25 protein-coding genes are annotated in these 24,587 nt (G+C 64.8%); 14 read left to right on the plus strand and 11 right to left on the minus strand.

Annotated elements, in window-relative coordinates:
* Positions 1–11: 11 nt before the first annotated feature.
* Genes AC07PZ_RS00570 through argE form a run of 4 tightly spaced genes read left to right on the plus strand, consistent with a single transcriptional unit; the run spans position 12 to position 3,660 of the window.
* Positions 12–1,310, plus strand: coding sequence for a flavin-containing monooxygenase (locus tag AC07PZ_RS00570; RefSeq protein ID WP_495293049.1), 1,299 nt, complete (start codon positions 12–14; stop codon positions 1,308–1,310).
* Between the two features lie 40 nt (positions 1,311–1,350).
* Positions 1,351–1,788, plus strand: coding sequence for a RidA family protein (locus tag AC07PZ_RS00575; protein WP_495293050.1), 438 nt, complete (start codon positions 1,351–1,353; stop codon positions 1,786–1,788).
* Positions 1,789–1,808: 20 nt separating this feature from the next.
* Positions 1,809–2,483: a DUF1028 domain-containing protein gene (locus AC07PZ_RS00580; protein ID WP_495293051.1), complete on the plus strand. Its 675-nt coding sequence runs from the start codon at positions 1,809–1,811 to the stop codon at positions 2,481–2,483.
* Positions 2,476–3,660 (plus strand): acetylornithine deacetylase, encoded by a 1,185-nt coding sequence (gene argE / locus AC07PZ_RS00585; protein WP_495293935.1) that lies wholly within the window; start codon positions 2,476–2,478, stop codon positions 3,658–3,660. Before AC07PZ_RS00580 ends, argE begins: the two co-directional genes overlap by 8 nt.
* 5 nt (positions 3,661–3,665) lie before the next feature.
* Here argE and AC07PZ_RS00590 read toward each other — a convergent pair whose 3' ends face one another.
* Entirely contained in the window at positions 3,666–4,589 is a 924-nt protein-coding gene (locus tag AC07PZ_RS00590; protein ID WP_495293052.1) for a LysR family transcriptional regulator, read from the minus strand.
* Positions 4,590–4,656: 67 nt separating this feature from the next.
* Between AC07PZ_RS00590 and AC07PZ_RS00595 the strand changes: the two genes are divergently transcribed.
* The gene (locus AC07PZ_RS00595) at positions 4,657–5,589 is read left to right on the plus strand and encodes a LysR family transcriptional regulator (protein ID WP_495293053.1); all 933 of its coding nucleotides are present in this window, start codon (positions 4,657–4,659) and stop codon (positions 5,587–5,589) included.
* Between the two features lie 47 nt (positions 5,590–5,636).
* On the opposite strand, the gene AC07PZ_RS00600 is transcribed toward AC07PZ_RS00595, so the two are convergent.
* The 10 genes from AC07PZ_RS00600 to AC07PZ_RS00645 form a co-directional block, all read right to left on the minus strand.
* Positions 5,637–6,215, minus strand: coding sequence for a UbiX family flavin prenyltransferase (locus AC07PZ_RS00600; RefSeq protein ID WP_495293054.1), 579 nt, complete (start codon positions 6,213–6,215; stop codon positions 5,637–5,639).
* Positions 6,215–7,648 carry a UbiD family decarboxylase gene (locus AC07PZ_RS00605; protein ID WP_495293055.1) on the minus strand — a complete coding sequence of 478 codons (1,434 nt, stop codon included), beginning with the start codon at positions 7,646–7,648 and terminating at the stop codon, positions 6,215–6,217. Before AC07PZ_RS00605 ends, AC07PZ_RS00600 begins: the two co-directional genes overlap by 1 nt.
* Positions 7,641–8,396 (minus strand): amino acid ABC transporter ATP-binding protein, encoded by a 756-nt coding sequence (locus AC07PZ_RS00610; RefSeq protein ID WP_495293056.1) that lies wholly within the window; start codon positions 8,394–8,396, stop codon positions 7,641–7,643. Before AC07PZ_RS00610 ends, AC07PZ_RS00605 begins: the two co-directional genes overlap by 8 nt.
* The gene (locus AC07PZ_RS00615) at positions 8,393–9,055 is read right to left on the minus strand and encodes an amino acid ABC transporter permease (RefSeq protein WP_495293057.1); all 663 of its coding nucleotides are present in this window, start codon (positions 9,053–9,055) and stop codon (positions 8,393–8,395) included. Before AC07PZ_RS00615 ends, AC07PZ_RS00610 begins: the two co-directional genes overlap by 4 nt.
* Complete coding sequence (locus AC07PZ_RS00620) at positions 9,045–9,809, minus strand: amino acid ABC transporter permease (protein ID WP_495293058.1); 765 nt, start codon at positions 9,807–9,809, stop codon at positions 9,045–9,047. Before AC07PZ_RS00620 ends, AC07PZ_RS00615 begins: the two co-directional genes overlap by 11 nt.
* 41 nt (positions 9,810–9,850) lie before the next feature.
* Positions 9,851–10,645 carry a substrate-binding periplasmic protein gene (locus tag AC07PZ_RS00625; RefSeq protein ID WP_495293059.1) on the minus strand — a complete coding sequence of 265 codons (795 nt, stop codon included), beginning with the start codon at positions 10,643–10,645 and terminating at the stop codon, positions 9,851–9,853.
* 49 nt (positions 10,646–10,694) lie between these two features.
* On the minus strand, positions 10,695–11,492 hold the full coding sequence (locus AC07PZ_RS00630; protein WP_495293060.1) for a class II aldolase/adducin family protein: 798 nt from the start codon (positions 11,490–11,492) through the stop codon (positions 10,695–10,697).
* Positions 11,493–11,723: 231 nt separating this feature from the next.
* Positions 11,724–12,248, minus strand: coding sequence for a TIGR02444 family protein (locus tag AC07PZ_RS00635; protein ID WP_495293061.1), 525 nt, complete (start codon positions 12,246–12,248; stop codon positions 11,724–11,726).
* Between the two features lie 353 nt (positions 12,249–12,601).
* Positions 12,602–12,937: a hypothetical protein gene (locus AC07PZ_RS00640; RefSeq protein ID WP_495293062.1), complete on the minus strand. Its 336-nt coding sequence runs from the start codon at positions 12,935–12,937 to the stop codon at positions 12,602–12,604.
* A gap of 43 nt (positions 12,938–12,980) precedes the next feature.
* Positions 12,981–13,880 carry an IclR family transcriptional regulator gene (locus AC07PZ_RS00645; RefSeq protein ID WP_495293063.1) on the minus strand — a complete coding sequence of 300 codons (900 nt, stop codon included), beginning with the start codon at positions 13,878–13,880 and terminating at the stop codon, positions 12,981–12,983.
* Between the two features lie 109 nt (positions 13,881–13,989).
* On the opposite strand from AC07PZ_RS00645, the gene AC07PZ_RS00650 reads away from it, so the two are divergent.
* The 9 genes from AC07PZ_RS00650 to AC07PZ_RS00690 are packed head-to-tail and all read left to right on the plus strand — an operon-like array spanning position 13,990 to position 24,575.
* The gene (locus AC07PZ_RS00650) at positions 13,990–15,624 is read left to right on the plus strand and encodes a rhodanese-like domain-containing protein (protein WP_495293064.1); all 1,635 of its coding nucleotides are present in this window, start codon (positions 13,990–13,992) and stop codon (positions 15,622–15,624) included.
* Positions 15,625–15,649: 25 nt separating this feature from the next.
* A complete protein-coding gene (locus tag AC07PZ_RS00655; RefSeq protein ID WP_495293065.1) occupies positions 15,650–16,744 on the plus strand; it encodes an ABC transporter ATP-binding protein in 1,095 nt (364 codons plus the stop codon).
* A gap of 10 nt (positions 16,745–16,754) precedes the next feature.
* Positions 16,755–17,663, plus strand: a complete 909-nt coding sequence (locus AC07PZ_RS00660; protein ID WP_495293066.1) for an ABC transporter permease — start codon at positions 16,755–16,757, stop codon at positions 17,661–17,663.
* Positions 17,660–18,469 (plus strand): ABC transporter permease, encoded by an 810-nt coding sequence (locus tag AC07PZ_RS00665; RefSeq protein ID WP_495293067.1) that lies wholly within the window; start codon positions 17,660–17,662, stop codon positions 18,467–18,469. The genes AC07PZ_RS00660 and AC07PZ_RS00665 overlap by 4 nt, the downstream gene beginning before the upstream one ends.
* A gap of 29 nt (positions 18,470–18,498) precedes the next feature.
* Positions 18,499–19,566, plus strand: coding sequence for an ABC transporter substrate-binding protein (locus tag AC07PZ_RS00670; protein WP_495293068.1), 1,068 nt, complete (start codon positions 18,499–18,501; stop codon positions 19,564–19,566).
* 29 nt (positions 19,567–19,595) lie between these two features.
* Positions 19,596–20,663: an ABC transporter substrate-binding protein gene (locus AC07PZ_RS00675; RefSeq protein ID WP_495293069.1), complete on the plus strand. Its 1,068-nt coding sequence runs from the start codon at positions 19,596–19,598 to the stop codon at positions 20,661–20,663.
* A gap of 11 nt (positions 20,664–20,674) precedes the next feature.
* Entirely contained in the window at positions 20,675–22,057 is a 1,383-nt protein-coding gene (locus tag AC07PZ_RS00680) for an LLM class flavin-dependent oxidoreductase (protein ID WP_495293070.1), read from the plus strand.
* Entirely contained in the window at positions 22,054–23,277 is a 1,224-nt protein-coding gene (locus tag AC07PZ_RS00685) for an acyl-CoA dehydrogenase family protein (protein ID WP_495293071.1), read from the plus strand. The genes AC07PZ_RS00680 and AC07PZ_RS00685 overlap by 4 nt, the downstream gene beginning before the upstream one ends.
* The gene (locus AC07PZ_RS00690) at positions 23,274–24,575 is read left to right on the plus strand and encodes an NtaA/DmoA family FMN-dependent monooxygenase (protein ID WP_495293072.1); all 1,302 of its coding nucleotides are present in this window, start codon (positions 23,274–23,276) and stop codon (positions 24,573–24,575) included. The genes AC07PZ_RS00685 and AC07PZ_RS00690 overlap by 4 nt, the downstream gene beginning before the upstream one ends.
* Positions 24,576–24,587: the final 12 nt, after the last annotated feature.

A 24,587-nucleotide genomic window follows, 5' to 3' on the forward strand; every position in this document is an offset into this window, starting at 1 on the left:
CAGAGCTATGTATGAAATTTGAAATCGAGTCCATTGACACCCTGGTGATAGGCGCAGGGCAGGCCGGTGTCGCAGCAAGCGAGCATCTGGCCCGCCTGGGCATTCCCCATCTCGTGCTGGAACGCAGTCGCATCGCCGAACGCTGGCGCACCGGCCGTTGGGATTCGCTCGTGGCCAACGGTCCGGCCTGGCACGACCGCTTTCCCGGACTCGAATTTGACGAGCTGGATCCCGACGCATTTCCGCACAAGGAGCGCGTGGCCGCCTATTTCGAAGCCTATGCCCGAAAGTTCGCAGCGCCGGTCCGCACCGGCGTGGACGTGACGCGCGTGGTGCGCAACCGGGGCCGGGCCGGCTTCACTGTGGAAACCAGCCAGGGCACCATCGATGCGACTCGCGTGGTGGTGGCGACAGGTGCGTTTCAGACGCCCGTGATCCCGCCGATCGCACCGAAAGAAGGCACCGTGCTGCAGATGCACAGCGCCGGCTACCGCAATCCCTCGCAACTGCCCGCGGGCGCCGTGCTGGTGGTGGGTGCGGGTTCTTCCGGTGTCCAGATCGCGGATGAATTGATGCGCGCCGGCCGCAAGGTCTATCTGTCGGTCGGCGCACATGACCGCCCGCCGCGGGCGTATCGCGGCCGCGACTACTGTTGGTGGCTGGGGGTGCTCGGCCTTTGGGATGTGGAAGCCCCCCGGCCCGGCTACGAGCACGTGACCATCGCCGTGAGCGGCGCGCGCGGTGGCCAGACCATCGACTTCCGCAGGCTCGCACATCAGGGCATGACCCTGCTCGGCTTGACTCGATCGTTCGAGAACGGCATTGCGCATTTCCAGTCCGACCTGGCGGCCAACATTTCTCGTGGCGACGAGAACTACCTGGCCCTGCTGGACGCGGCGGATGCGTATGTCGAACGCAATGGCCTGGATCTGCCCGAAGAGCCCGAAGCGCGCCACATGCCTGCCGACCCCGACTGCCTGGCCAACCCGGTGCTGGAACTGGACCTCGCTGCGGCCGGGGTCGCTTCGGTCATCTGGGCCACGGGCTACACCCGCGACTACGGCTGGCTGGAGGTCGATGCCTTCGATGCCCACGGTGCGCCGCGCCATCAACGCGGTGTGTCCAGCGAGCCTGGCGTCTATTTCCTGGGCCTGCCCTGGCAGTCGCGCCGTGGCTCGACGTTCATATGGGGCGTATGGCATGACGCCAAGCTGGTGGCCGACCACATCGCCATCCAGCGCAGCTACTTGGCCTATGCGGCCGGCGCGAAAGTGCCTGCGCCCGAGGCCGCTGTGGCGGGCGCTCTCTGATCGCCTTCATTCTTCATTCAAGTTTTTCCAGGAGGACCCGATGAGCCCAGTGACGCATGAGCGGATCCGGATGTTCAACACCAAGGACACCTATCCGAATCAGTCGTTGAACAACGACCTGTGCCAGGCGGTCCGCGCCGGCAACACGGTCTACGTACGCGGCCAGGTCGGTACCGATTTCGACGGCCGGCTGGTCGGCCTCGGCGACCCGCGCGCACAGGCCGAGCAGGCGATGAAGAACCTGAAGCAACTGCTCGAAGAAGCCGGCAGCGACCTGTCGCACGTCGTCAAGACCACGACTTATCTGACGGACGCGCGCTACCGCGAGCCCGTCTACCAGGAGGTCGGCAAATGGCTCAAGGGCGTATTTCCCATCTCCACGGGCCTGGTGGTGGTGGCCCTGGGCCAGCCGCAATGGCTGATGGAGATCGATGTGATCGCCGTCATCCCCGAAGGCTGGCAGCCGCCGCAGGCCTGACCCGGCACGAGGAACATCCGATGACCTTTTCCATCGTCGGCCGATGCGCCAGAACCGGCCAACTCGGCGTCGCCATCAGTTCGTCCAGCATCGCCGTGGGCGCGCGCTGCCCGTGGGTGCGTTCAGGCGTCGGTGCCGTGTCCAGCCAGAACGTCACCTTGCCTGCGTTGGGACTGCGCGTTCTGGACGGGCTCGAACAGCAGTTGAATCCCGCTGCGGCGCTCGACCGGGCGCTGGCTGGCGACGCATGGAATGCCTATCGGCAAGTCACCGTCGTGGACGCACAGGGTCGCACGGCCTTCTTCTCCGGCGGCCAGTCGCTCGGGTTGAACACCGCCGTGTCGGGCATCCAATGCGTTGCGGCGGGCAACATGCTGGCGAGCCTGGAGGTCATCCAATGCATGCCCCGCGCTTTCGAAACGGCATCCGGCAGCCTGCCGCAGCGCCTGCTCGCCGCGATGCATGCCGGGATGGGCGAAGGCGGCGAGGCGGGGCCCGTGCATTCGGCCGCGCTCAAGATCTACGGTGATCTCGAATGGCCGCTGGTCGACTTGCGGGTGGACTGGGCCGATGAAGATCCTATCGGCCAGCTCGACCGCCTGTGGCAGGCATACAGCCCGCAGATGCAAGCCTATGTGGACCGTGCGCTCGACCCGTCCGCCGCGCCCAGCTACGGCGTGCCCGGCGATGAATGAGTGCGACAGCCGGGCGTTGCTCGAGCGGCTGATCTCTTTCGCGACCGTCAGCAGGGAGTCCAACCTCGCCCTCATCGCCTTCATCCGCGACCACCTCGCGAGCCTGGGCGTCGCTTGCGAGCTTTTTCACAACGCCGAAGGAACCAAGGCCAGCCTCTACGCCACCATCGGCCCGCAGGAAGTGGGGGGCATCGCGTTGTCCGGCCATACGGATGTGGTGCCCACCGACGGACAGTCCTGGACTGTCGAGCCGTTCTGCCTGACCGAAAAAGACGGACGCCTGCATGGGCGCGGCACGGCCGACATGAAGGGCTTCATCGCCTGCGTGCTGGCGGCGGTGCCGCTCTTTCTCGCCCGTCCGTTGAAGCTGCCGGTGCATCTGGCGTTTTCCTACGACGAAGAAGTGGGTTGCCTGGGGGTGCGGCCGATGCTCGCGCAACTGGCAGCGCGTCCCGTGAAGCCGCGCCTGTGCCTGATCGGCGAACCGACCGAGATGAAGCCCGTGCTGGGTCACAAGGGCAAGCTCGCGATGCGTTGCCAGGTCAAGGGAGCCGCTTGCCACTCGGCCTATGCGCCCTATGGTGTCAACGCCATCCAGACCGCGGCCCGGCTGATCGCCAGGCTCGAGGATATCGGCGAGGGGCTGACGCGGCCCGAGCTGCAGGACGGCCGCTTCGACCCTCCGTTCAGCACCGTACAGACCGGGTTGATTCGGGGCGGCCAGGCGCTCAACATCGTGCCGGCCGAATGCGTCTTCGATTTCGAGGTTCGCGCGCTGCCAGGCTTCGATCCGCAACAGGTGCCCGATGGACTTCGGACATACGCCGAGACCGAACTGCTGCCACGCATGCAGTCGGTGAACCAGGGCACGGCGATCGAGTTCGAGCACCTAAGCGCGTATCCCGGGCTGGCAACGCCACCGAACTCGCCAGGCGCACGTCTGCTTGCCCAACTGTGCGGATCGGACGACTTCGGCACGGTGGCCTTCGGGACCGAAGGCGGACTGTTCGAGCAGGCGGGGATTCCTACCGTGGTCTGCGGCCCGGGCAGCATGGACCAAGGCCACAAGCCCGACGAGTTCGTCAGCGTGGATCAGTTGACGCGGTGCGACGCCATGCTGGCCCGCCTCGCGGACATCCTGTGCCGGCCGGACGACCCACTCGCTGGCGAGAGTTGACGGTGTCAGTGCGCCGTACCGGCGCTCAGCCGCCCGAGCCGTTCGCGGCAGAAGTCTTCGAACAGCTTGGCTGGCTTGGTCAGCTGCCCGCGGCGCAGCCGGGCGCTGACCAGGCCGGAAGTGGATATCGACTCGGCAATGTCGATGGCCACGACCTTCTTCCCGTCGTAAGTGAAGGGCGAATGCGGACGAGTCACCAGCAGCGAGAACCCGAAGCCCTGTCCAACCATGCCGCGGACCATCTCGATGGAGGGCGAGCCGAAGACGATGTTCGGCTTGAGGCCCAGTTCGTGAAAGACGCTGACGAAATAGGTTCGGCTGGGCTGCACGTCCAGCAGGATCATCGGCTCCTGCGCCATGTCGCGCAGCGATACCTGCGCCCGACCTGCAAAGCGGTGGTCCTCCGGCAGCAGCACATAAGGCTTCTGCGGCGGCATGAGCGCTGCTCTCACGATGGTGTCGTCCAGATCGTGGTCGTAGAGAAAGGCCAGATCGAAGGTTCCGGCAGTCAGCCCCTGCACCAGTTCCTCCTGGTCTCCGTCGCGTATCCGGATGCCTACCGTGGGATGCAATGCCTTGAATTCCGCCATCAGTTGCGGCAGATAGAGCGGTGCCACCGTTTCGTAGCAACCGATGTCGACCTGACCCGCCACGATGTCGTTGTCGGCCAGCGCGTTCTGCTCGAATTCACGCGCAATGCGCAGCAGCTCTTCGGCCTCGCGATAGAAGCGCGTGCCGCTCGGCGTCAACGACACTCCCTGGGCATGGTGGCGGATGAACAGCTTCACGCCGAAGTTGTCCTCCAGCGTCTTGATCGCATGCGCGATGGATGGCTGCGCGATATACAGTTGGCGCGAGGCTTCGGCCACGCTGCCGGCCTTGACCGTCGTCAGAAAATACTTGAGCTGTCTGAGGGTATAGGAAGCCATACACTGCCTTCACGCACGCTGGCGTCCGCGTTGCCTGAACTGAAATCCGGGAGAAGAAATACGCGTCATGGATGAAACGAAAGTCCGTTTTTCGCTGAAGCAGTTGCGCTATTTCGTGGTGACTGCGGAGGTGCTGTCATTCACCGCAGCCGCAAAGAAACTGCATATCTCGCAGCCCTCGATCTCGACCGCCATGTCCGAGCTGGAGTCGTCCTTCGGCATTCAGCTTTTCATGCGCCATCACGCGAGCGGACTGTCGTTGACCCAGGCCGGACGCGACATGCTGGGCCAGGCGCAGAACCTGCTGAAGAATGCCGAGGACCTGCAGCTGGCGGCCCGGACCATGGACGGCGGAATGACGGGTGAGATTTCGCTGGGCTGCATGGTGTCGCTGGCGCCGTTGGTCATGCCGGCGCTCATCAGCCGGTTCATTCGCGATTTCTCCGGTATCCGTTTTCGGACTCTCGAAGAACATCAGCATGACCTGCTGCACGGCTTGCGCGTGGGGACGCTCGACCTCGCACTGACCTATGACCTGAACCTGACCGAGGATATTTCGTTCACCCCCATCGCAGCGCTGCCGCCCTACCTGATATTGCCCGCGCAGCACCCGCTCGCCAAAGAGTCCGCCGTGTCGTTGACGCAGTTGCTGCACGAGCCCTACGTGCTGCTCGACCTGCCCTACAGCCGCGAATACTTCGCGCATCTTTTCGATGCGGTGGGACCTTGCCCGGTGCCGGCTTTCCGGTCGTCCCAACCGGAGGTCGTGCGCGGCATGGTGGCCAACGGACTCGGATTCAGCATCCTGAACTTTCCGCTCAAGTCCGCGCGCACGGTCGATGGCGCCGACTTCGTGGTCAAGCCGTTCAAGGAAGAACTCGCACCGACCACGGTGGGAATAGCCCGCTCTGCCGCGCTCAAGCCGCGGATGGTGGTTCAACGATTCGCATCGTTCTGCGAGGCGGAGATCAAGCTTCTGCACAGCAGTCACCGCGTGTAGGTGGCGCAGGTTTTCGGTACGCGTGGATCTGTGCATCGCGTGGCGGCTCAGGCACCGAGTCCTTGCCAGCGATGGATGCCGGTGTCGATCCCGAAATGGTCCAGGGCCCGGCTCGCCGTGTAATGGACGATGTCGTCCACCGTTCTCGGCTTTGCATAGAAAGCCGGCATTGGCGGAATGATGACCGCGCCCATTTCCACCGCCTGTGTCATCGAGCGCAGGTGACCCAGGTGCAACGGTGTCTCGCGCACCATCAGCAACAGCTTGCGGCGCTCCTTCAGCGCGACGTCTGCCGCACGAGTGAGCAGCGTCGAAGTGACGCCGGTGACGATCTCCGCCAGTGTCTTGACGGAGCAAGGCGCGATGATCATGCCTTCGTTGCGAAACGAACCGCTGGCGATGGAGGCGCCGATGTTGTTGATCGCATGCAGTACGTCGCAACGCGACAGCAGGTCGTCGCGCGACAGGCCGACCTCGTCCTTCAACGTCATCTCGCCCGCGCGGCTGACGACCAGGTGGGTTTCGCAGCCCGCCGCTCGCAGCAGCTCGAGACACCGGACGCCGTAGATGGCCCCCGATGCGCCGGCGATCCCGACGATGATGCGGCGTCGCGTCGACTCCGCCATCACACCGTCCGCTTGCCGGCCAGGATGGCGGCGACGATGTTCTTGGTCCGTTCGATCGATGCCGGCGTCAGCGTGTGGCGCACCGCGTACTCGGCGCTGGGCCGGGTGGCATCGACGATCATCTTCGAGGTCAGGCCGGCGTCGTTCGATGGGTCCAGGATCGCGCCCATCGCGCGGTGCAGGATGTCGATGTCCTGATGTGCCTGCATGCGCGTGCAGATGGCCCACATCACATCGAAGTCGCTGTGGACGTCGATGTCGTCGTCCACCACAACCGCGAGTTTCAGGCTCAGGTCATCCCCCAGTGCGGCCGCGGCGACATTGCGCGCCTGCCCGGGAGCGCAATCGCGCAGCGCGATCACCGCATGAAAGCGGCAGGTGCCGGACTTGGGGTACGCCACCTTGGTGACGTTGGGATATTGCTGGCGCAGCGTGCGCAGCAGGCGCGCTTCCTGGGGGACCGCAAGCAACTGCGTGTGCTCTTCGGAGATGCCCGGAATGATGTCGTGATAAAGCGCATCGGCCCGGCGACGAATTGCCGTGATCTCCACCACGTGCTGGGTGGAACGCGCGGTCGCATAGCCGGTGAATTCGGCGAATGGGCCTTCGGGTTCGCGGACGCCGCACAGGATCTTGCCTTCCAGCACGATCTCGGCTGCCGCTGGCGATTCGACCGGCACGGTCAGTCCGGCCACGATTTCCATCGGGGCGCCCACGATGCCGCCGATCACCGCGTATTCGTCGATTTCGATCGAGCCCTTCCAGAGGCCGCCCAAGGTGAATTCCGGTGCGGCGCCGATCACGATGGAAATAGGAAGATCCTGGCCGAGTTCTTCTGCGCGCTTGGCGTAATTCCACAGATGCCGACGACTGTGCAGGCTGGTGCCGATCCGGCTCTTCCCCTTGATCTGCATGCGGTGGAAGCTGGCATTGCGCACGCCGGTCTCCGGATGCTTGGCCACGATGATGCCGTTGGTGATGTACTTGCCGGCGTCCTCGTTGAAGTGCGAGGTGATCGGCAGGCTGCCCAGGTCGACATCCAGGCCAGTCAATTCGATATCGCGGACGGGTCCGGTCTCGCACAGGACCGGGTCGATCAGGGCGTCGGAACGGCTGGACCACGATTCGATCAAGTCCTTTTCCGCCACGCCGAGTGCCAGCGCCAGACGGCGCCGCGTGGCCAGCAGGTTGGTGACGACCGGCATCGAGTGTCCCGCAACGTTCTCGAAAATCACCACCGGATACTGATTGGCGCGGTCCAGGTTCATGATCACGGTCGTCATGTCATGGTCCGTGGTGACCTGGTCCTTCACCCGGACGATGGCGCCGGGGTCGTCTTCCTCAATGCGTTGCAGGAAATGGCGGAGACTGAATTCTTTACTCATGGAAGTGCAATCAAACAAACGGTACGGGCTCGGCTGAAACTCAGCCAAGGCGGTTGAGGAAACGCTTCACACGCGGGTCGTCCTGCTCATGGAAGAACGCTCGCGGTGAGCAATCGACGGCAATGACGCCGTCGTGCATGAAGAGAATGCGGTCGGCGACTTCCTCGGCGAACCTCATCTCGTGAGTGACGATCAGCATCGTCATCCCGCTCGACGCCAGCTCGCGCATGACCTGCAAGACCTCTTGAACCATCTCCGGGTCGAGTGCCGAGGTCGGCTCGTCGAACAGCATGACCTGCGGGTCCATCGCCAGTGCCCGCGCAATGGCAACACGCTGCTGTTGGCCGCCGGAGAGTTGCGATGGGTATTTGTCGATCTGATTGGCAATGCCGACCCGCTCCAGCAATTCTTCCGCGCGTTTCTCTGCCTTGGCCCTGGCCACATGCCTTGCACGCATGGGCGAGATGGTGAGATTGCGGCGCACCGTGAGGTGCGGGAACAGGTTGAAGTTCTGGAACAACATGCCCACCTCCGCCCGGATGCGGCGGATGGTCCGCGCATCGCCGGGCAACTGGGAACCCATCACGTTGATCGAGCCGCCCGAGATGTCCTCGAGGCCGTTGAGCGAGCGCAGCAGAGTCGACTTGCCGCCGCCGGACGGTCCCACCAGGCAAATGACTTCGCCGCGCTTCACCCGCAGGTCGATGCCCTTGAGCACCTGCACCGCCTGATAGGTCTTCGTGACCTGCCTGCAATCGATGATGACCTCGGCAGGCGCATTGGGAGCAATCGTCATTTGGCAGTGCCTCTCAGGCGAAGCTCATAGGCTCGCGCCATCGCGCTGAGCGCGAAGATGATCATGAAATAGATGAGCCCGGCTGTCGTGTAGAGCTCGAAGTAACGGAAGTTCTGGCCGGCCAGGATGGTGGTCCGGTACACCAGTTCGCCAACGCCGATCGCCGACGCCATACCGGAGATCTTGATCTGCAGCGACAGGATTCCCAGCAATGCCGGAATCATGGTCCGTACGGCTTGCGGCCCGATGACCTCCAGCCATAACCAGAGGCTTGGCAAACCGAGCGCCTTGGCTGCCTGGTGCTGCCCGCTCGGCACGGCCTGGATGCCCGCGCGGAATATCTCGGCAAGCATCGCGCCCGAATACAGCGCCATGGCGATGGCCGCGCTTGCAAAGCCGGAAGGGCGCGCATTGAAGACCAGCGGGCAACAGTAGTAGACCCAGAACATGACGATGATCTCGGGAATCCCGCGCACCACGATCACGTACACGCGGCAGGCCATGTTGAGCGGCCCAGTCGCGTACAGCTTGCCGAAGCACACCAACAGACCGATCAGGACGCCCAGCACTGTCGACGCCAGCACCAACCACAGGGTGAACTGCAGCCCCTTCAACAATTCGGGGATGGCCGACAGGACATACAGCGGATCAAATTGCATGAGGAGCCCGCGAGAACCGGCGTTCCAGCCAGTGGAACAAGCCCGCCACCACGAGATTGCAGGCCAGGTAGAGAACGGCGGTCGCCGTCATGATCTCGATGGGTCTCATCGCGTAGTCGCTGATCTTGGTGGACACATTGGTCAATTCGCTCACGCCCAACAGGCTGAGCAATGCGCTGGCATTGAGAAAACTGGTGGCCAGGTTGCCGATGGCCGGCAGCATGGTTCGCATCGCCTGGGGCAATATCACCTCGCCCCATATCCAGCGGCTGGGCAGGCCCAGGGCGTGCGCCGCCTGCCATTGGCCAGGCGCGACCGACTGAATCCCGCCGCGTGTGATGTCGGCCAGGTAGGCGCTGGATTGAAGAGCCAGCGCCACGAATCCGCTGACGAATGCATTGGTGGACACGCCGGTCAGCAATGGCAGCGAGAAGTGGATCCAGAACAACTGAACGATCAACGGCACGTTTCTGCCGAACTCGATGTACAGGCTCAGGAACGCCTTGAGCACCCGCCCGATAGGCAGCCACATGGCAACCGCAATCAGGATGCCCATGCCCAAGCCCAGAACCACGGCGCAGGCCGTGATCGACAGCGTGAGCAAGCCGGCGATCGACAGCGGCCGCCACCATTTCAAGACTTCGGTCAAGCTCAACGTCGAGACGAATTGCCAATTGACCGAGCTCAACGCCAACGCCAGCAGAGCCAGGCTGATAGCGAGCGAAACATGCTTCGCTCGGCGAGAAGAAACCACCGTCGATACCTCCGGGCGACTTTGTCCAGCTGTCCCGGGATTCAGTTGCCTGCCTGCTTGGGCATGTATCGGTTGACGATGGCCGTCAGTTCACCATTCTTTTGCATGCGTTCGATCACGCCATCGATCGCCTGCTTCAGCCGCACCTCTCCGAGGGGCATCATCAAGGCAAAGGGCGTGGGCTCCATCTTGATGTTGTCCAGCAGCTTGATGTTCATGTTGGCATTGCGGCTGGCGAACATGTAGGCGCCGGTATATCCCGCGATGGCCGCATCTGCGCGCCCGGTCGCCACCTCCATCAGATGGGGCTGTGCCGCATCGGATGTGGTGGGGCGCACGGTGGCGTTCTTGAAGACGCTGCGGGCCAGCGTTTCTTCGCCGGATCCGGCCCGCACCGAGATGACCGTGCCTGGCTTGTCCAACTCCGCCAACGTCTTGGCGGTGGAGTTCTTCGGCACGACGGCAGTCTTGGTGTCTTCCGCATTGGGAATGGAGAAGAGCGCCTGTTTCGACCGCTCGGGAGTGATGTACGTCGCCCCGGCGGACACATCGCATTTGTTGGACTGCAGCGAAGGAATGATTGTCGGGAATGTGGAATCCACGTCCTCGATCTTCACCTTCAGATCCGCCGCGATGGCCTTCACGATATCCACATTGATGCCCGACCATTCGTTGGTCATCGGGTCCTTGACGTTGTAGGGCGTATATGGACTCTGGCAAACACGCAGAACGCCGCGCGCCTTGATTTGCTGCAAAAGCTCGTCCGCGGCATGTGCGGTGCCGATAAATGCAAGCGCTGCCGTTGCGGCACCGATGATTTTCATCTGAATTGACATGACTTTTCCTTCAATTATTGATTTGAAAAATGATCGACCTAGAACGCGATCATTCGAGAAAGCCGGGATCCTTCTTGAGGATGACCTGGTAAAGAGCCTCAAATGACTTTTGCGCACTGCCGACGCGGCCGATGACTTCGTGCGTCTTGACGGCGGTTTCGTGATCGATCGAAATCACTTTCCCGGCAGCTTCGGCCAATAACTGAACCTGGCAGACGTTTTCCATCAGGATGTACCACCAGCAAGCGGATTCGACCGTCGGGCCGGTCGTCAGCAAGCCATGGTTTGCAAGAATCACCGCGCGCTTGTCGCCCAATACCTTGGCAATACGCTGGCCTTCGCTCAGGTCGATCACGACTCCCGTGTATTCGTCGAATAATGCATGCTGTCCATAAAATACGCAGGCATCCTGGGAAATCGGATCCAGCGGACGTTTCAATGTCGACCAAGCCTTGCCGTAAAGCGAATGGGTGTGAGCGGCTGCCGTGACGTCCGGGCGCGCCTCGTGCAATGCAGAATGGATCGCAAAGGCTGCACCATTCAACGGCCCCTTGCCGATCATGATTTCGCCTTTTGAATTGACAAGCAACAGATCCGATACGCATATCTGCGAAAAGTGCTTGCCCCATGGATTCACCCAGAAATAATCCTGGTATTCCGGATCCCGCACGGTGATGTGACCAGCCAGCCCCTGGCCGAAGCCCACGTCCGCGAAAATTCTGTACGCACCGGCGAGCATTTGGCGCCGATGCAGGCGTTCGTCGTCCAGCGAGCGCTCAGGTTCCGGGTCGAACCAGCCGTGGCGCTTCGGATTTGGATTGAATTGCAATTTTGAATTGATATTCATTTTGAGGGGAGGGTGGCACAATGCCGGATATCAGGCTGCCGGACGCCGAATTATCAAACGCCCGGACAAAAAAAGAAAAAACAATATTTTTATGCAACCGCCAGTTTCAGCCTATGCAGTCGAAAAAGAATGCGCGGCTCTTCCTGCGAGCAAAAATCGCAAGAAATCCGATGCGGAGAGTGAGGCGCCGGGGTTTTCGGCGAGACGGCGGACTCGGGGCAGGCTCGAAGCCTAACGAGTCGTCACGAGCCTTTGCAGGCAATCAATTGAAATATTCAACTCCGGACGGGCAGCCGCCTTCGAATAAAACCGGACTATCCGTGAAATCAGATTTTCGGACGATCCAGTTTCATTTGTTCTCGAGCGGTCAAATGCTTCCATCAGCAACCTGAGCGAACATCGTTCGGCCTGAAGCTCTGCTTCAAGCAGGGCTTTTCTGAGCGATTTCAGTTCGTTTTTGCCCGTGCAATCTGTTCTCAGCGCGCGCAACGACAGAATCATCCGCGAGCGCCACGAGGCCACGGCGTTGTCGGCCTCGGCAATTGCCGGATCCGAAAGCGCAATGTTTTGCTCGGTTGCCAAATCGATCGCGAACAGCAAAACCATCACATCGACCGATGCTTCATTTTGAAGCAAGAGACATGCCTGTGAGACGCCAGGATGGTCGTACAGATGGAGAACGCGTTGCCAGGCGAGCGATAACGGGTCCGTTGGCTCGTCCTGGCGTGGATGCGGTGAATGGCCGGCAGCGTGCATGTTCGACTCAGTTTGGTGCGGCATTGGCAAGGTGCTGTTCAAAATGATGCGCAATCCTGCTTGGGCGGATATTCAGAATAGATCATCTATCCATATGAGGCTGAGATCGTTCAGAAGTCTTGAATTTATACAATGTGTCTTATGTTAAATATCGGCAGCGATACGCGCCGTTTCCGATGGGACGCATCAGCCTGCCCGATGAGGTAGCCGCTATGGTCGCCTGGGTCGCCAGCCCGGCGTACAGCTTCACCACGGGGGCCGTGTTCGATGTCCGGCGGGAGACTGATCGCTGGAGCATCGGGTGCGCCAAGCAACACCTGATTGGCCGCCTACGGCGCTGCATGGGCTTTCCGTCAGCGCGGCGTCCGGCGCCTCAGCAACGCGCTCATGAAAACGGCGCCTCTGCAGGTTCGCCAAAGACCGAACGGCACGAGCAGCGCACCCGCGAGTCTCTGGGGAAGCGCATCGGAGTGCCAGATAAACCAGCCGCCCAACGCGCTGATCGCGAGCCCGCCAACGATGTTCAGCGCGCTGCCGGCCAGCCACTGGAATTTCAGCAATCCAGCCAGCGCATCGAGCATCCGGCCTGCCATCTTCAATCCGAAGTAGTCGGCCAGTACATAGAGCCCGAGCAGCATCAGCGGCCCGACAGCGACGGTGATCAACAGGAACAGGAAGAAGCTTTCCATCGGTCCAGCATACTGCCCGAGCCCGGATGGCGAGGCCGACGCGTCACTCGGCCAGATAGCGCGCAACAGCCCGCAAGGCCGACGAGGTGTTGTTGAGCAGGTCAGCCGTCTGCAACAGGTCGTCCTTCATAGCCTTCCGGGACTCGGCGCCGAAATATTCGCTCGGCCCCGACATGACGATGGCGCCGATGTTGCGCCGACTCGGCGACACCAGGCGTGCGCCCACCGCCGAAATTCCCACCACGTTCTCATGCATGTTCGTGGCATAGCCCTCAGCATGCACGACTTCCAGCTCGCGCTCGAGTGCGTCCCGGTCCACCAGCGTGTTGGGTGTCGGCGCGCGCAGCGGCTTGTCGCCCAGCAGCGCGGCACGCTCGGCCGGTGCGAGGCCGCTCAGCAGCAACTTGCCTGAAACCGTCGCGTGATACGGATTGCTCAGGTGCGTGTCGTAGTACGGCGTCACGCTGTAGCGGCCCAGGGCCAACTCAATCAACGCACGCTCGTAACCGAAGAACAGGATCAGGCTGGTCGAAGGCCCATAACGCGTGCACAGCGTGCGCAGCAGTTCGCTGCTGTCGCGCCGCAACGCACTGACCGGATGGTCCAGCAGCAACGGCAGCAGGCTGCGCGCCGATGGTCGGTAGCGGCTCGCCGGCGTGCGCGTGACTTGCCCATGCTCCACGAGGGTCTGCAGAAGCCTGTGCACGGTGCTGGAAGCCAGCCCCGTTTCTTCCGCGATCTCGGAGACGCCCAGCGGACGCATCGCCGCGTGCAACACGCCCATCACCTGAAGGCCGCGAGCCAATGAGCCTGATTCGCTCGACTTTTCCGACGCTCTCCTAGCGACCGACGACACCCCGTCCATGCATTGCCTCCTGTGCTTCTCGATCACCGCATGTGCCTTGCTCAGGTTTCGCATTTCCTTATGCGAAAACACTTTCATGCCAGTTTCAACGCAAGTCTAAACTGATTTCGGAACAAGTATTCCGATATTCACATTACATCTTCCGTTATTCGGAAATCATTGCAGCGACTCCCGCTGTTCCTACGCCATGACCCATGCCACCGCCGATCTGACATCCCTCGAGTTCCTGGACGTGGACGCGTTGCTGCGCGCGCTCCAGGACGGCCACGAACTCGCCATCGTCGATGCACGTGAAGAAGGCGTGCAAGTGCGCGACGGCCATCTCCTGTGGTCGGTGCCACTGCCGTTGAGCCAGCTGGAATTGCGCGCAGGCCGCCTGCTGCGCCGGCGCGACGTGCGCATCGTGGTGACGGATGCCGACGGCGGCCTGCTGTCGCAACGCGCCGCTGGGGGTTTGCAGGCACTTGGATTCAGCGACGTGCGTGTGCTGCGCGGCGGCCTCGCAGCCTGGCACGCTGCCGGCCAGGAGGTCTACACCGGTGCCAGCACCTACACCAAGGCCTTCGGCGAATTCGTCGAACATCGCGACCACACGCCTTCGGTTTCCGTGGGCGAGCTGAAAGCCGGGCTGGCCGCCGGCGACGACCTGGTGGTGCTGGATGGCCGAACCGCGCAGGAGTTCGAGGATTTCAGCCTGCCTGGTGCCCATTCGGTGCCGAACGCCGAACTGCCCTACCGCGTGCACGGCCTGTTGCGGTCGCCGGAGACACTCGTGGTCGTCAACTGCGCGGGCCGCACGCGCTCGATCATCGGCGCGCAGGCGCTGATCAACGCCGGGCTCCCCAACCGCGTGGTCGCGCTGCGCAACGGCACCATGGACTGGCTGCTGGAGGGCTACACACTGCAGCACGGCCAGCCCGCGCAATTGCCCGCGGCTCCCGCAGTCGACGCACCGGAACCGCGCCAGACCGTAGCGCACCTGACGCAACGCTACGGCCTGCACTGGCTGGACGCCGCCGGCCTGGCCGACCTGCAAGCGCAACAAGACAGCCGCAGCCTGTACATCTACGACGTGCGCACGCGCGCCGAATATGCCGCCGGACATCTGCCCGGCAGTGCCTGGATCGAGGGCGGCCAATTGGTGCAGGAGCTCGACAAGCATGTCGGCGCGCGCCATGCGCGCATCGTGCTGGTGGACGACGCGCTGGGCGCACGCGCGGCGATCACGGCCTCGTGGCTGCAACAGCTGGCCTGGGGCGAGGTCTTCGCCTACCGCCTGCCGGCGGGCGGCGCCACGGCTACGGGTGCCGAGCCTGAATTGCTGCTGGCCCCGTTGCCCGAAGTGCCGCTGGTGACGCCGGCCGCGTTGGCGCGGTCGCTGGCCGAGGGCTCGGCACAGGTCATCGATTTCGCACCGGCGCCGGTGTACGAAGACGGTCACATTCCGGCTGCGTTCTATGCGGTCCGCGCACGCCTGCCCGACGGGCTGGCCGGCCTGTCCGGCCAGCCGCTGGTCACCACATCGCCCGATGGCCGGTTGGCACGCCTGGCAGCCGCCGACCTGGCTCGGCTGCTCGGCCGCACGGTGAGCGCGCTGGAGGGCGGCACGGCGGCGTGGCAAGCGCTCGGCCAGCCGCTGGAGACCGGCCCCACCGCCCTGCTGCACGAACCCGACGACAGCTGGCGCTCGCCCTACCGCGTGGCCGACCCGCACGCCGCCTTCCGCGAGTACTTGCGCTGGGAAATCGACCTGCTCGCGCAGATCGAGCGTGATCCGCTGGTCGCCTTCCGCGACTTTCCCGCCACCCCGGCGCGCGCCTGAGCGCAGCAACGGCACGAGAGCACCCATGGCCACCCTACAACTGGGCAATGTCGTCAAGACCTATGGCGTGCAGCGCGTCGTCGACGACGTCTCGCTTTCCATCGCCGACGGCGAGTTCGTCACCCTGCTGGGCGCCAGCGGCTGCGGCAAGACCACCTGCCTGCGCATGGTGGCCGGCTTCGTGGCACCCGATGCCGGTCGTGTCGTGATCGGTGAGAAGGATGTCACCGCACTCGCGCCCCACCTGCGCGACACCGGCATGGTGTTCCAGCAGTACGCGCTTTTTCCGCACCTGGACGTGGCGGCCAATGTGGCATTCGGCCTGCGCGTGCGCAAGGTGCCACGCGCCGAAGCGGAGCGCCGCGTGCGCGACGCCTTGAAACTCGTGCGCCTGGAAGGCTTCGCGGCACGACTGCCGGCGCAGCTGTCGGGCGGACAGAAGCAGCGCGTGGCACTGGCGCGCGCCATCGTGGTCAATCCGCGCGTGCTGCTGCTCGACGAGCCGCTCGGCGCGCTCGACCAGAAGCTGCGCGAAGAACTGCAGGCCGAGATCAAGGCGATCCAGGCGCGGTTGGGCATCACGACGCTGTTCGTCACGCACGACCAGGGCGAAGCGCTGTTGCTGTCCGACCGCATCGCGGTGATGGACCGTGGCCGCATCAGCCAGATCGACACGCCGCGCGCGCTGTACGAGCGACCGGCCAACAAGTACGTGGCCGGCTTCGTCGGCAAGACCAACTTCATCGACGTAGAGCTCGACGGCCCGCCCGATGCGCATGGTGTGCAGGCGCTGCGCCACGGTGCCGATGCGACGGCGATACGGCTAAGCAGCACCGCTTCGACGTCCCGCTCGACATTGCCAGGTGGCAAACGCATCCTGTCCGTGAGGCCCGAGAGCATCGAATTCGGCAACCAACATCCCAACCAGCTGCGTGTCGCGGTGGAGCAGGTGCTCTACCAGGGCGACGGCTGGCAGATCACGGTACGTGCCAGCGATGCACTGCAGTTGCAGATCCGCAGCCACGGCGCGGCGCCACCGCGCGTGGGCGAGCTGCTCGACGTGGGCTGGCAGCCCGAGCGATCGGTGCTGCTGGACGACGCACCGGCTGTCCCGCACTGAAGGCAGACGCATGTCCAGCATTCCATTGCCCCTGCGCCCTGTGCTTGCCAACCCCGCTGCCGTCGCACCGCCGTGGCAGGCCAGCCCGCTGCGCCTTCTGCTGGCCAGCCCGGCGCTGGTGTTCCTGGCGCTGCTGTTCGCAGCGCCCATCGGCTACCTGTTCACGGTCTCGCTGCATCCGGGCGGCGGCATGGGCCGCGTGGACCCAGGCTGGACGCTTGCCAATTACCAGCGTTTCGCGACCGACGCCTACTACGTCGGCATCCTCTGGGACACCTTCCTGTATGGCTTGACCACGGCTGTGGTCTGCGCCGTGCTTGGCTTTCCGTTCGCCTATTTCCTGGCACGCACGTCCTCGCGCTGGCGGCCCGCCCTGCTCTTCGTCACCGTGGTGCCGCTGCTGGTCAGCGTGGTCATCCGCAATCTGGGCTGGCTGCCCATCCTGGGCGAGAACGGCCTGCTCAACTGGCTGCTGCTGCGGACCGGCCTGGTTGAACAGCCGCACCAATGGATCTTCAACTACCTGGGCGCGGTGATCGGCATGGTCCACGTGCAGTTCCCCATCATGATCCTGATGCTCAGCGCGACGATCCGCAAGATCGATCCGGCCATCGAAGAGGCCGCGATCAACCTGGGCGCCACGCCCTGGCAGACCTTCTGGCGCGTGGTGTTGCCACTGGCGCGGCCGGGCCTGATCGCGGGCGCGCTGCTGGTGTTCATGGCCTCCATCAGCGCACTGGTCACCCCCGGCATCCTGGGCGGCAAGCGCGTGATGCTGATGGCGCTCTACATCAACCAGCAGATCCGCGCCGTCCTGAACTACCCGGTCGGCGCAACGGCTGCCATGCTGACCATGGTGGCCGCCATCGTCGCGATGCTGGTCGCCATGCGCCTGATGGCCGAGAAGGTGCCGAAATGAACACGCTGTTGCGCCTGGTCTATCGGATGCTGGTGGTGGCCGTACCGGTGTTCCTGCTGCTGCCCTTCGTGGGTGTGGTGCTGGCATCGCTGTCGCCGCAAGGCGCCCTGAGCTTCCCGCCGCAGGGCTTCAGCCTGCGGTGGTACCAGAGCATCGACCCGAGCTACTTCGAGGCCCTGTGGTACAGCGTGCAACTGGCCACGTCCTCCACGCTGCTGGTGCTGCTGCTGGGCGTACCGGCAGCGGTTGTCATCGCACGGTCGCGGTCGCGCTTCGTCGTGCCACTCAACGCCATGCTGCTGGCGCCGCTGGCGGTGCCGTCCATCGTCGTGGCGGTCGCGGGCTTCAAGTTCGCGTTGCTGGCGCAGGACGAGATCGGTCTGGCGCTCAACGGCAGCACCGTCGCCATCGTGCTGTTGCAGGGCGTCATGACGCTGCCGATCGTCGTGCGCACCGTGGTCGCCAGCTTTGCCCATTACGACGTGGCCATCGACGAGGCCGCACAGAGCCTGGGCGCCGCGCCGTTCTACGCCTTCGTGCGCATCACGCTGCCCGCGCTGGTGCCGGGCATCGCGGCCGGCGCCATCTTCGCGTTCGTGCTGTCGTTCGACGACATGGTCATCGCCTGGTTCATCGGCAACCCCGCCGTGCTGACGCTGCCCGTCAAGTTGTTCACGTCCATCGAGGTCGAGTTCGACAACGCCATCACCGCGCTCAGCACGTTGATCGTCGCAGCCTGGGCCGTGTTGCTGCTGGTGCTGTCGCGCTTCCTGCGGCTGGACCGCGCCGGCCCGTTCGGCCGCTGAATTCTTCTTTCACCCCCACATCCACGCCCATGAAATTCAAAGCCCTGCTCGCACCGCTGGCCGCCGCCGCACTGCTGCTCGCCGCCCCGCTCAGCCAGGCGGCCGACCCGGAACCGATCACGCTGCGCGTGTCCGGCTGGGGCGGCAAGTCGACCCAGATGTTCGCTAAATACGCTGCGGCCATCTTCACCAACAAGACCGGCATCAAGGTCCAGTTCATCGACGGCAGCTCCGCCGACCATGTGGCCAAGCTGGTCGCCGCGCGCGGCCGCAACGTGCCCTACGACGTGGTGCTGCTCGACGGCGACACGCGCGCCAGCGCCATCCAGGCCGGCGTGCTGCAGAAGCTCGACTACGACAAGGCGCCCAACGCCAAGCTGGTCTATGACGAGCTCAAGCCCAAGGACGGCTACGGGCCGGACATCGCCTTCGTGTCGGCCGCCATCGTCATCAATGCCGAGAAGCTGCGCCAGGCCGGCATCCCCGAGCCGACTTCGTGGCAGGACCTGTGGGACCCGCGCCTGGCCGACCGCGTCGCCATTCCGGACCTCGGCAACGGCGCCGGCCGCGAGTTCGCGATCCAGACCGCACGCCGGCTCGGCGGCGACGAGTCCGACCTGACCAAGGCCGTGCAGGAAATCGCCAAGATCAAGGCGCGCAATTACTACACCACGTCGCAGGAACTGGAGGCGCTGCTCAAGTCGGGCGAGGTCTGGGCCGCGCCCATGGCCGACGGCCGTGTCTATTCGATCGTGGACCAGGTGCGCACGCTCAAGGGCGTGCGGCCCAAGGAAGGCACGGTGTCGTACAACGCCAAGGTCGACGTGGTCGCCGGCACGCCGCACGTGCTGGCCGCGCACCAGTTCATCAACGAGGTCTACGGCCCGCTGCTGCAGCTGGGCAATGCCATCGACTTCTATTACGGCCCGACCAACCGGCTGCTGACCCCCGTCATCGCGGCCGATCCGGAGCTGGCCTCCAAGCTGATCTACACGCTGGAGCAGCTGCGCACGCTCTACCACCCCGATTGGAACAAGTACTGGTCCGCGCACGAACGCGCGCTCGACCAGTGGAACCGCCTCATCACCAAACGCTGACCTCTCACAAGCCAACCGAGCCACACACCATGCAACGTCGCACCCTCTTCACGGCCGCTCTGAGCGTCGCCTTCCTCGCCGCCAGCGTGCCCAGCCACGCCGCCGATCCCGAACCGATCACGCTGCGCGTGTCCAACTGGGGCGGCAAGGCCACCCAGACCTTCATCAAGTACGCGGCCACGATCTACACGAACAAGACCGGCAACAAGGTCCAGTTCATCGACGGCAACTCGTCCGATCACGTGGCCAAGCTGATTGCGGCGCGCGGTCGCAACGTGCCCTACGACGTGGTGCTGCTCGACAGCGACGTGCGTGCCAACGCCATCAAGGCCGGCGTGCTGCAGAAGCCCGACTTCTCGAAGATCCCGAACGCGAAGTACGTCTACGACGAACTGAAGAACAAGGACGGCTACGGCCCCGACTTCGACTTCGTCTCGCTGGCGCTCGTCTACAACGCCGAGAAGTTCAAGCAGGCCGGCATCCCGGCGCCGACCTCGTGGAAGGACCTCTGGGATCCGCGCCTGGCCAACCGCGTCGCCATCCCGGTGCTGGACAACGGTGCCGGCCGCGCGTTCGCGATCCAGACCGCGCGCCAGCTAGGCGGTGACGAGTCCGACCTGACCAAGTCCGTGAACGAGATCGCCAAGATCAAGGCACGCAGCTACTACAACACCTCGCAGGATCTTGAGAACCAGCTCAAGGCCGGCGAAGTCTGGGCCGCGCCGTGGGCCGACGGCCGTGCGTACGCCATCGGCGACCAGGTGCGCACCATCAAGGTCGTGCGGCCCAAGGAGGGATCGGTCTCGTACAACTCGACCATCGACATCGTGGCCGGCACGCCGCACGCCGAGGCCGCTCACCAGTTCATCAACGAGACGCTGGGGCCGCTGCTGCAACTGGGCCTGGCGATCGACTTCTACTACGGCCCGACCAATCGCCTGCTGGCGCCGGTGATCGCGGCCGACACCGAGCTGTCGGGCAAGATCATCTACACCATCGATCAGGTCAAGCAGCTCTACCTGCCGGACTGGAACAAGTACTGGCCCGCGCATGAACGTGCCGTGGACCAGTGGAACCGTGTGATCACGGCGCGTTGAGGGCCCGACCGATGGCCAAGCAACTCCGGCTCAACGTGTTCCAGATGAACACACCGTCGCACTCCTGGGCAGGGTTGTGGCGCCATCCGCGCGACCAGTCGCGCCGGCACGTCGCGCTCGACTACTGGACCGATCTGGCGAAGACCGCCGAGCGCGGCCTGTTCGACGGCGTCTTCATCGCCGACGGCCTGGGCTTTTACGACGTCTATGAAGGCAGCACCGACGCCGCGCTGGCCACCGGTGCCCAGGCGCCTTCCTGTGATCCGCTGCTGGTGGTGCCGGCGATGGCCGCGGTCACGCGGAACCTGGGCTTCGGGCTCACGGCCAACCTGACCTACGAGAACCCGTATCAGTTCGCGCGCCGCTTCAGCACGCTGGACCACCTGACGCAAGGGCGGGTCGGCTGGAACATCGTGACCGGCTATCTCAAGAGCACAGCGCTCGGCATGGGCCAGCAGACAGTGCGCGAACACGACCAGCGCTACGAGGCCGGGGACGACTTTCTCGATGCCGTCTACAAGCTCTGGGAAGGCAGCTGGGAGGATGGCGCGCTCAACGCACAGGCCGGCCCGGGCGAGCCCTATGTCGACGTGCGCAAGGTGCACCGCGTGCAGCACGACGGCCCCTACTACAAGGTCGATGGCGTGCACCTGAGCCAGCCTTCGCCGCAGCGCGTGCCGGTGCTCTACCAGGCCGGCACCTCACGGCGCGGCAAGGAGTTCGCCGGCCGGCATGCCGAGTGCGTATTCCTGAATGGCCAGACGCAAGCCATCGTGGCCCAGGCCGTGCGCGACATCCGCGAGCACGCGGTTGCGCAGGGTCGTCACGCCAACGACGTGCAGGTTTTCCTCGGCGCCACCGTCATCGTGGCGCCCACGCGCGCGGAGGCCGAGGCGTTGCGCGACGAATACGCAAGCTACATCGATCCGGTCGGCCAGCTCGCGCTGCTGTCAGGTTGGACCGGCATCGACCTGTCGCGCCAGGGCCTCGACGAGCCCGTCGGTTTCGTCAAGACCAACTCGCTGCAGTCCATGGTGGAGAACATCACGGTGCGCAGCGAAAAGCCGCTGACGCCGCGCGACCTGATCGGCTTCGACGGCATCGGCGGGCGTGGCCCCTTCATCGTCGGCTCACCGGCCGACGTGGCGGATGGGCTGCTCGACTGGCTGGACCGCACCGATGTCGATGGCTTCAACCTCATGCGCGTGGTGCAGCCCGAAAGTCTGGACGCGTTCGTCGACCTGGCGGTGCCCGAACTGCAACGGCGTGGCCGCTACAAGACGGCTTGCGACAGCGGCACCCTGCGCGAAAAGCTCTTCCCCGGCCGCGGTCCCTGGCTGCCCGTGCAGCACCCGGCCGCTACCCATCGCCGCCCACCCGAGGCTTTCCAATGAGCACCCACTCGACCCCGACCGCGCACGCCCTGCGCACCGCCATCGACCAGGCCTGGCCCGCACTGCAGGCGCGCGCCGCGCAGGTCGACGAACAGGCCACCTACCCGACCGAAAGCATCGCCCTGCTGGCCGAGGCCGGCCTGTTGCGCGTGGGCCTGTCGCGCCGGCGCGGCGGCCTGGGCCTGGGCGTGGACCTGCCCTACCGCGCGTACTTCGACGGGCTGGTGCGCCTGGCCGCGGCGTGCAGCAACACGGCCCAGTTGTTCGCCGTGCAGAACGCCGCGCTGTTCGCGGTCGAACTGCTGGGCAGCGACACGCTGGCCGACCGCATCGCCACCGACGTGCGGGAGCGCGCTGCCACCTTCTGCTTCGTCGGCGCCGAGCCGAACGAGCGCTTCACGCACGACAACAAGCGTGTCAACCTGCAGTCCACGGCCGAGCCGGTGGACGGTGGCTGGCGCATCCGCGCCGAGAAGGCCTTTGCCACCGGCTCGCTGGGATGCAGCTACGCGCTGTTCCAGTGCGCGAGCGGCGCCGCCGGCACGCCCGGCGAACTGGCGCCACCGGCCACCACCTGGGTGGTGCTGCCGCGCGAGCACGCGGCTTTGAGCGTGCTCGACACCTGGGACGGCATGGGCCAGCGCGCCACCACCAGCGGCAAGCTGATCGTGCAGGACACGGTGGTCGAACCGCTCTGGGTGCTCGGCGACGCCGCCACGCGACCGCGCGCGCAGATCTTCGCGCCGCTGTTCCAGCTGGGCTTTGCCAGCATCTTCGTGGGCATCGGCGAGGCCGCGCTGGCTTTCGCGATCGACCACGTGAACACGCGGCTCAAGCCCACGGCGGGCTATGCACGCGCAGCGGACGAGCCCTCTCTGCAAGGCCACATCGGCAGCCTGCGCATCCAGCTCTCGGCCGCGGCCGCGCTGGTGCGCAATGCCGCCGACCTGATGGACGGCATCGAGCGCGGCGAAGGCACGATCCAGGAGGTGCTCAGCGCCGTCTACCAGGCCAAGGTGTTCGCCAGTCAGGTGGCGCTGGAGGCGTCCTCGCGGCTGTTCCAGATCGGCGGTGCACGGCTGGCGTCGCGCGCCTACGCGGCCGACCGCTTCTGGCGCAATGCGCGCACGCTGACGCTGCACGACTCGGTCGACAAGCAGACCGGCATCGTCGGCCGCCACGTGCTGGGCATCGAGCAACCTTCGGTGTCGAACCGATGATCCTCACCTTCTTCCTGTCGCACTCGGCATCGCCGCACACCGTGGGCCAGTGGCGGCTGCCGCAGTCCTTCCAGGGTTTTCGCTACGACCGCCCTGCCTACTGGGAACATATCGCGCGCACCGCCGAGCGCGGTGGCATCGACGCGGTGTTCCTGTCCGACTCGTACTCGATCTACGAAACCTACCGCGGCAACGGCGACGACACCGTGCGCTTCGCCGTGCAGTGCCCGCGGCACGACCCGCTGCCGTTGATTCCCATCATGGCGCGCGTCACCACGAACCTGGGCGTCATCACCACGCTGAGCACGGCCTTCCTGCCGCCCTACTGGACGGCGCGCCAGTTCGCCACGCTCGACCATCTGACCGAAGGCCGCGTGGGCTGGAACATCGTGACCTCGGCCGGCGAAGCCGAAGCGCGGCTGTTCGGTCAGCCTTTCGTCGCGCACGACGCGCGCTACGACCGGGCCGAGGAATACCTCGCGCTGTGCCACGAGCTCTGGAGCAGCTGGGACGCCGACGCCGTCGTGGCCGACCGCGCGAGCGGCGTGTACGCCGACCCGGCCAAGGTACGGCGCACGAATTTCGAGGGCAAGCATTTCCGCAGCGAAGGTCGCTTCACGGTGCCGCGCTCGCCGCAGGGCCGGCCGGCGCTGGCTCAGGCCGGCGCCTCGTCGGCCGGACTGGCTTTCGCGGTGCGGCATGCCGACGTGCTGTTCGGCCTGCGCCATACGGCGCGCGGCATGCGCGACTACGTGGGCAAGGTGGCGCAGGCTTCGGCGCTGGCGGGCCGTACCGACGGCGGGCCGAAGGTGCTGTGGGGCATCGTGCCGATCGTCGCCGAGACCGAAGCCGAAGCGCGCCGCAAGCAGCAGCAGATCCGCGACAACGTAACGGTGGACGCCGGGCTCACGATGCTCTCTGCCTTCCTGAACACCGACCTGGCCCGTTTCGACCCGACGCAACCGCTGCCCGACATCGGCGAGACCAGCGGCATCCGCAGCCACCTGTCGATGATGTCCGAGGACTTCGGCGCCGACGTGCCGCTTGGCGAGATCGCCAAGGTCTATGCCGCCGGCCAGGGGCCGCACATCGTCGGCACACCGGCGCAGGTGGCTACGCAGCTCGAGGCGCTGCTGGCCGACGGCGGCGGCCACGGCTTCATGTGCATCACGCATGCACTGCCGACCTGCATGGACGACTTCGTCAACCTGCTCGTGCCCGAACTGCGCCGGCGCGGACTGCGGCCGCCGGACTATGCCCAGAGCCGGCTCATCGACCGCCTGGCCGCCGCCGCCTGATTTCCGAGGAAC

This window comes from Variovorax sp. GW821-FHT10B04 (assembly GCF_059415645.1).

Coding starts and splice junctions, on each gene's coding strand:
- AC07PZ_RS00590 (WP_495293052.1), bottom strand. CDS start 4,589: ATGGCTTCCTATACCCTCAGACAGCTCAAGTATTTTCTGACGACGGTC.
- AC07PZ_RS00640 (WP_495293062.1), bottom strand. CDS start 12,937: ATGGAAAGCTTCTTCCTGTTCCTGTTGATCACCGTCGCTGTCGGGCCG.
- AC07PZ_RS00625 (WP_495293059.1), bottom strand. CDS start 10,645: ATGTCAATTCAGATGAAAATCATCGGTGCCGCAACGGCAGCGCTTGCA.
- AC07PZ_RS00675 (WP_495293069.1), top strand. CDS start 19,596: ATGCAACGTCGCACCCTCTTCACGGCCGCTCTGAGCGTCGCCTTCCTC.
- AC07PZ_RS00600 (WP_495293054.1), bottom strand. CDS start 6,215: ATGGCGGAGTCGACGCGACGCCGCATCATCGTCGGGATCGCCGGCGCA.
- argE (WP_495293935.1), top strand. CDS start 2,476: ATGAATGAGTGCGACAGCCGGGCGTTGCTCGAGCGGCTGATCTCTTTC.
- AC07PZ_RS00570 (WP_495293049.1), top strand. CDS start 12: ATGAAATTTGAAATCGAGTCCATTGACACCCTGGTGATAGGCGCAGGG.
- AC07PZ_RS00575 (WP_495293050.1), top strand. CDS start 1,351: ATGAGCCCAGTGACGCATGAGCGGATCCGGATGTTCAACACCAAGGAC.
- AC07PZ_RS00685 (WP_495293071.1), top strand. CDS start 22,054: ATGAGCACCCACTCGACCCCGACCGCGCACGCCCTGCGCACCGCCATC.
- AC07PZ_RS00645 (WP_495293063.1), bottom strand. CDS start 13,880: ATGAAAGTGTTTTCGCATAAGGAAATGCGAAACCTGAGCAAGGCACAT.
- AC07PZ_RS00660 (WP_495293066.1), top strand. CDS start 16,755: ATGTCCAGCATTCCATTGCCCCTGCGCCCTGTGCTTGCCAACCCCGCT.
- AC07PZ_RS00635 (WP_495293061.1), bottom strand. CDS start 12,248: ATGCACGCTGCCGGCCATTCACCGCATCCACGCCAGGACGAGCCAACG.
- AC07PZ_RS00580 (WP_495293051.1), top strand. CDS start 1,809: ATGACCTTTTCCATCGTCGGCCGATGCGCCAGAACCGGCCAACTCGGC.
- AC07PZ_RS00670 (WP_495293068.1), top strand. CDS start 18,499: ATGAAATTCAAAGCCCTGCTCGCACCGCTGGCCGCCGCCGCACTGCTG.
- AC07PZ_RS00615 (WP_495293057.1), bottom strand. CDS start 9,055: ATGCAATTTGATCCGCTGTATGTCCTGTCGGCCATCCCCGAATTGTTG.
- AC07PZ_RS00650 (WP_495293064.1), top strand. CDS start 13,990: ATGACCCATGCCACCGCCGATCTGACATCCCTCGAGTTCCTGGACGTG.
- AC07PZ_RS00690 (WP_495293072.1), top strand. CDS start 23,274: ATGATCCTCACCTTCTTCCTGTCGCACTCGGCATCGCCGCACACCGTG.
- AC07PZ_RS00595 (WP_495293053.1), top strand. CDS start 4,657: ATGGATGAAACGAAAGTCCGTTTTTCGCTGAAGCAGTTGCGCTATTTC.
- AC07PZ_RS00680 (WP_495293070.1), top strand. CDS start 20,675: ATGGCCAAGCAACTCCGGCTCAACGTGTTCCAGATGAACACACCGTCG.
- AC07PZ_RS00630 (WP_495293060.1), bottom strand. CDS start 11,492: ATGAATATCAATTCAAAATTGCAATTCAATCCAAATCCGAAGCGCCAC.
- AC07PZ_RS00610 (WP_495293056.1), bottom strand. CDS start 8,396: ATGACGATTGCTCCCAATGCGCCTGCCGAGGTCATCATCGATTGCAGG.
- AC07PZ_RS00655 (WP_495293065.1), top strand. CDS start 15,650: ATGGCCACCCTACAACTGGGCAATGTCGTCAAGACCTATGGCGTGCAG.
- AC07PZ_RS00665 (WP_495293067.1), top strand. CDS start 17,660: ATGAACACGCTGTTGCGCCTGGTCTATCGGATGCTGGTGGTGGCCGTA.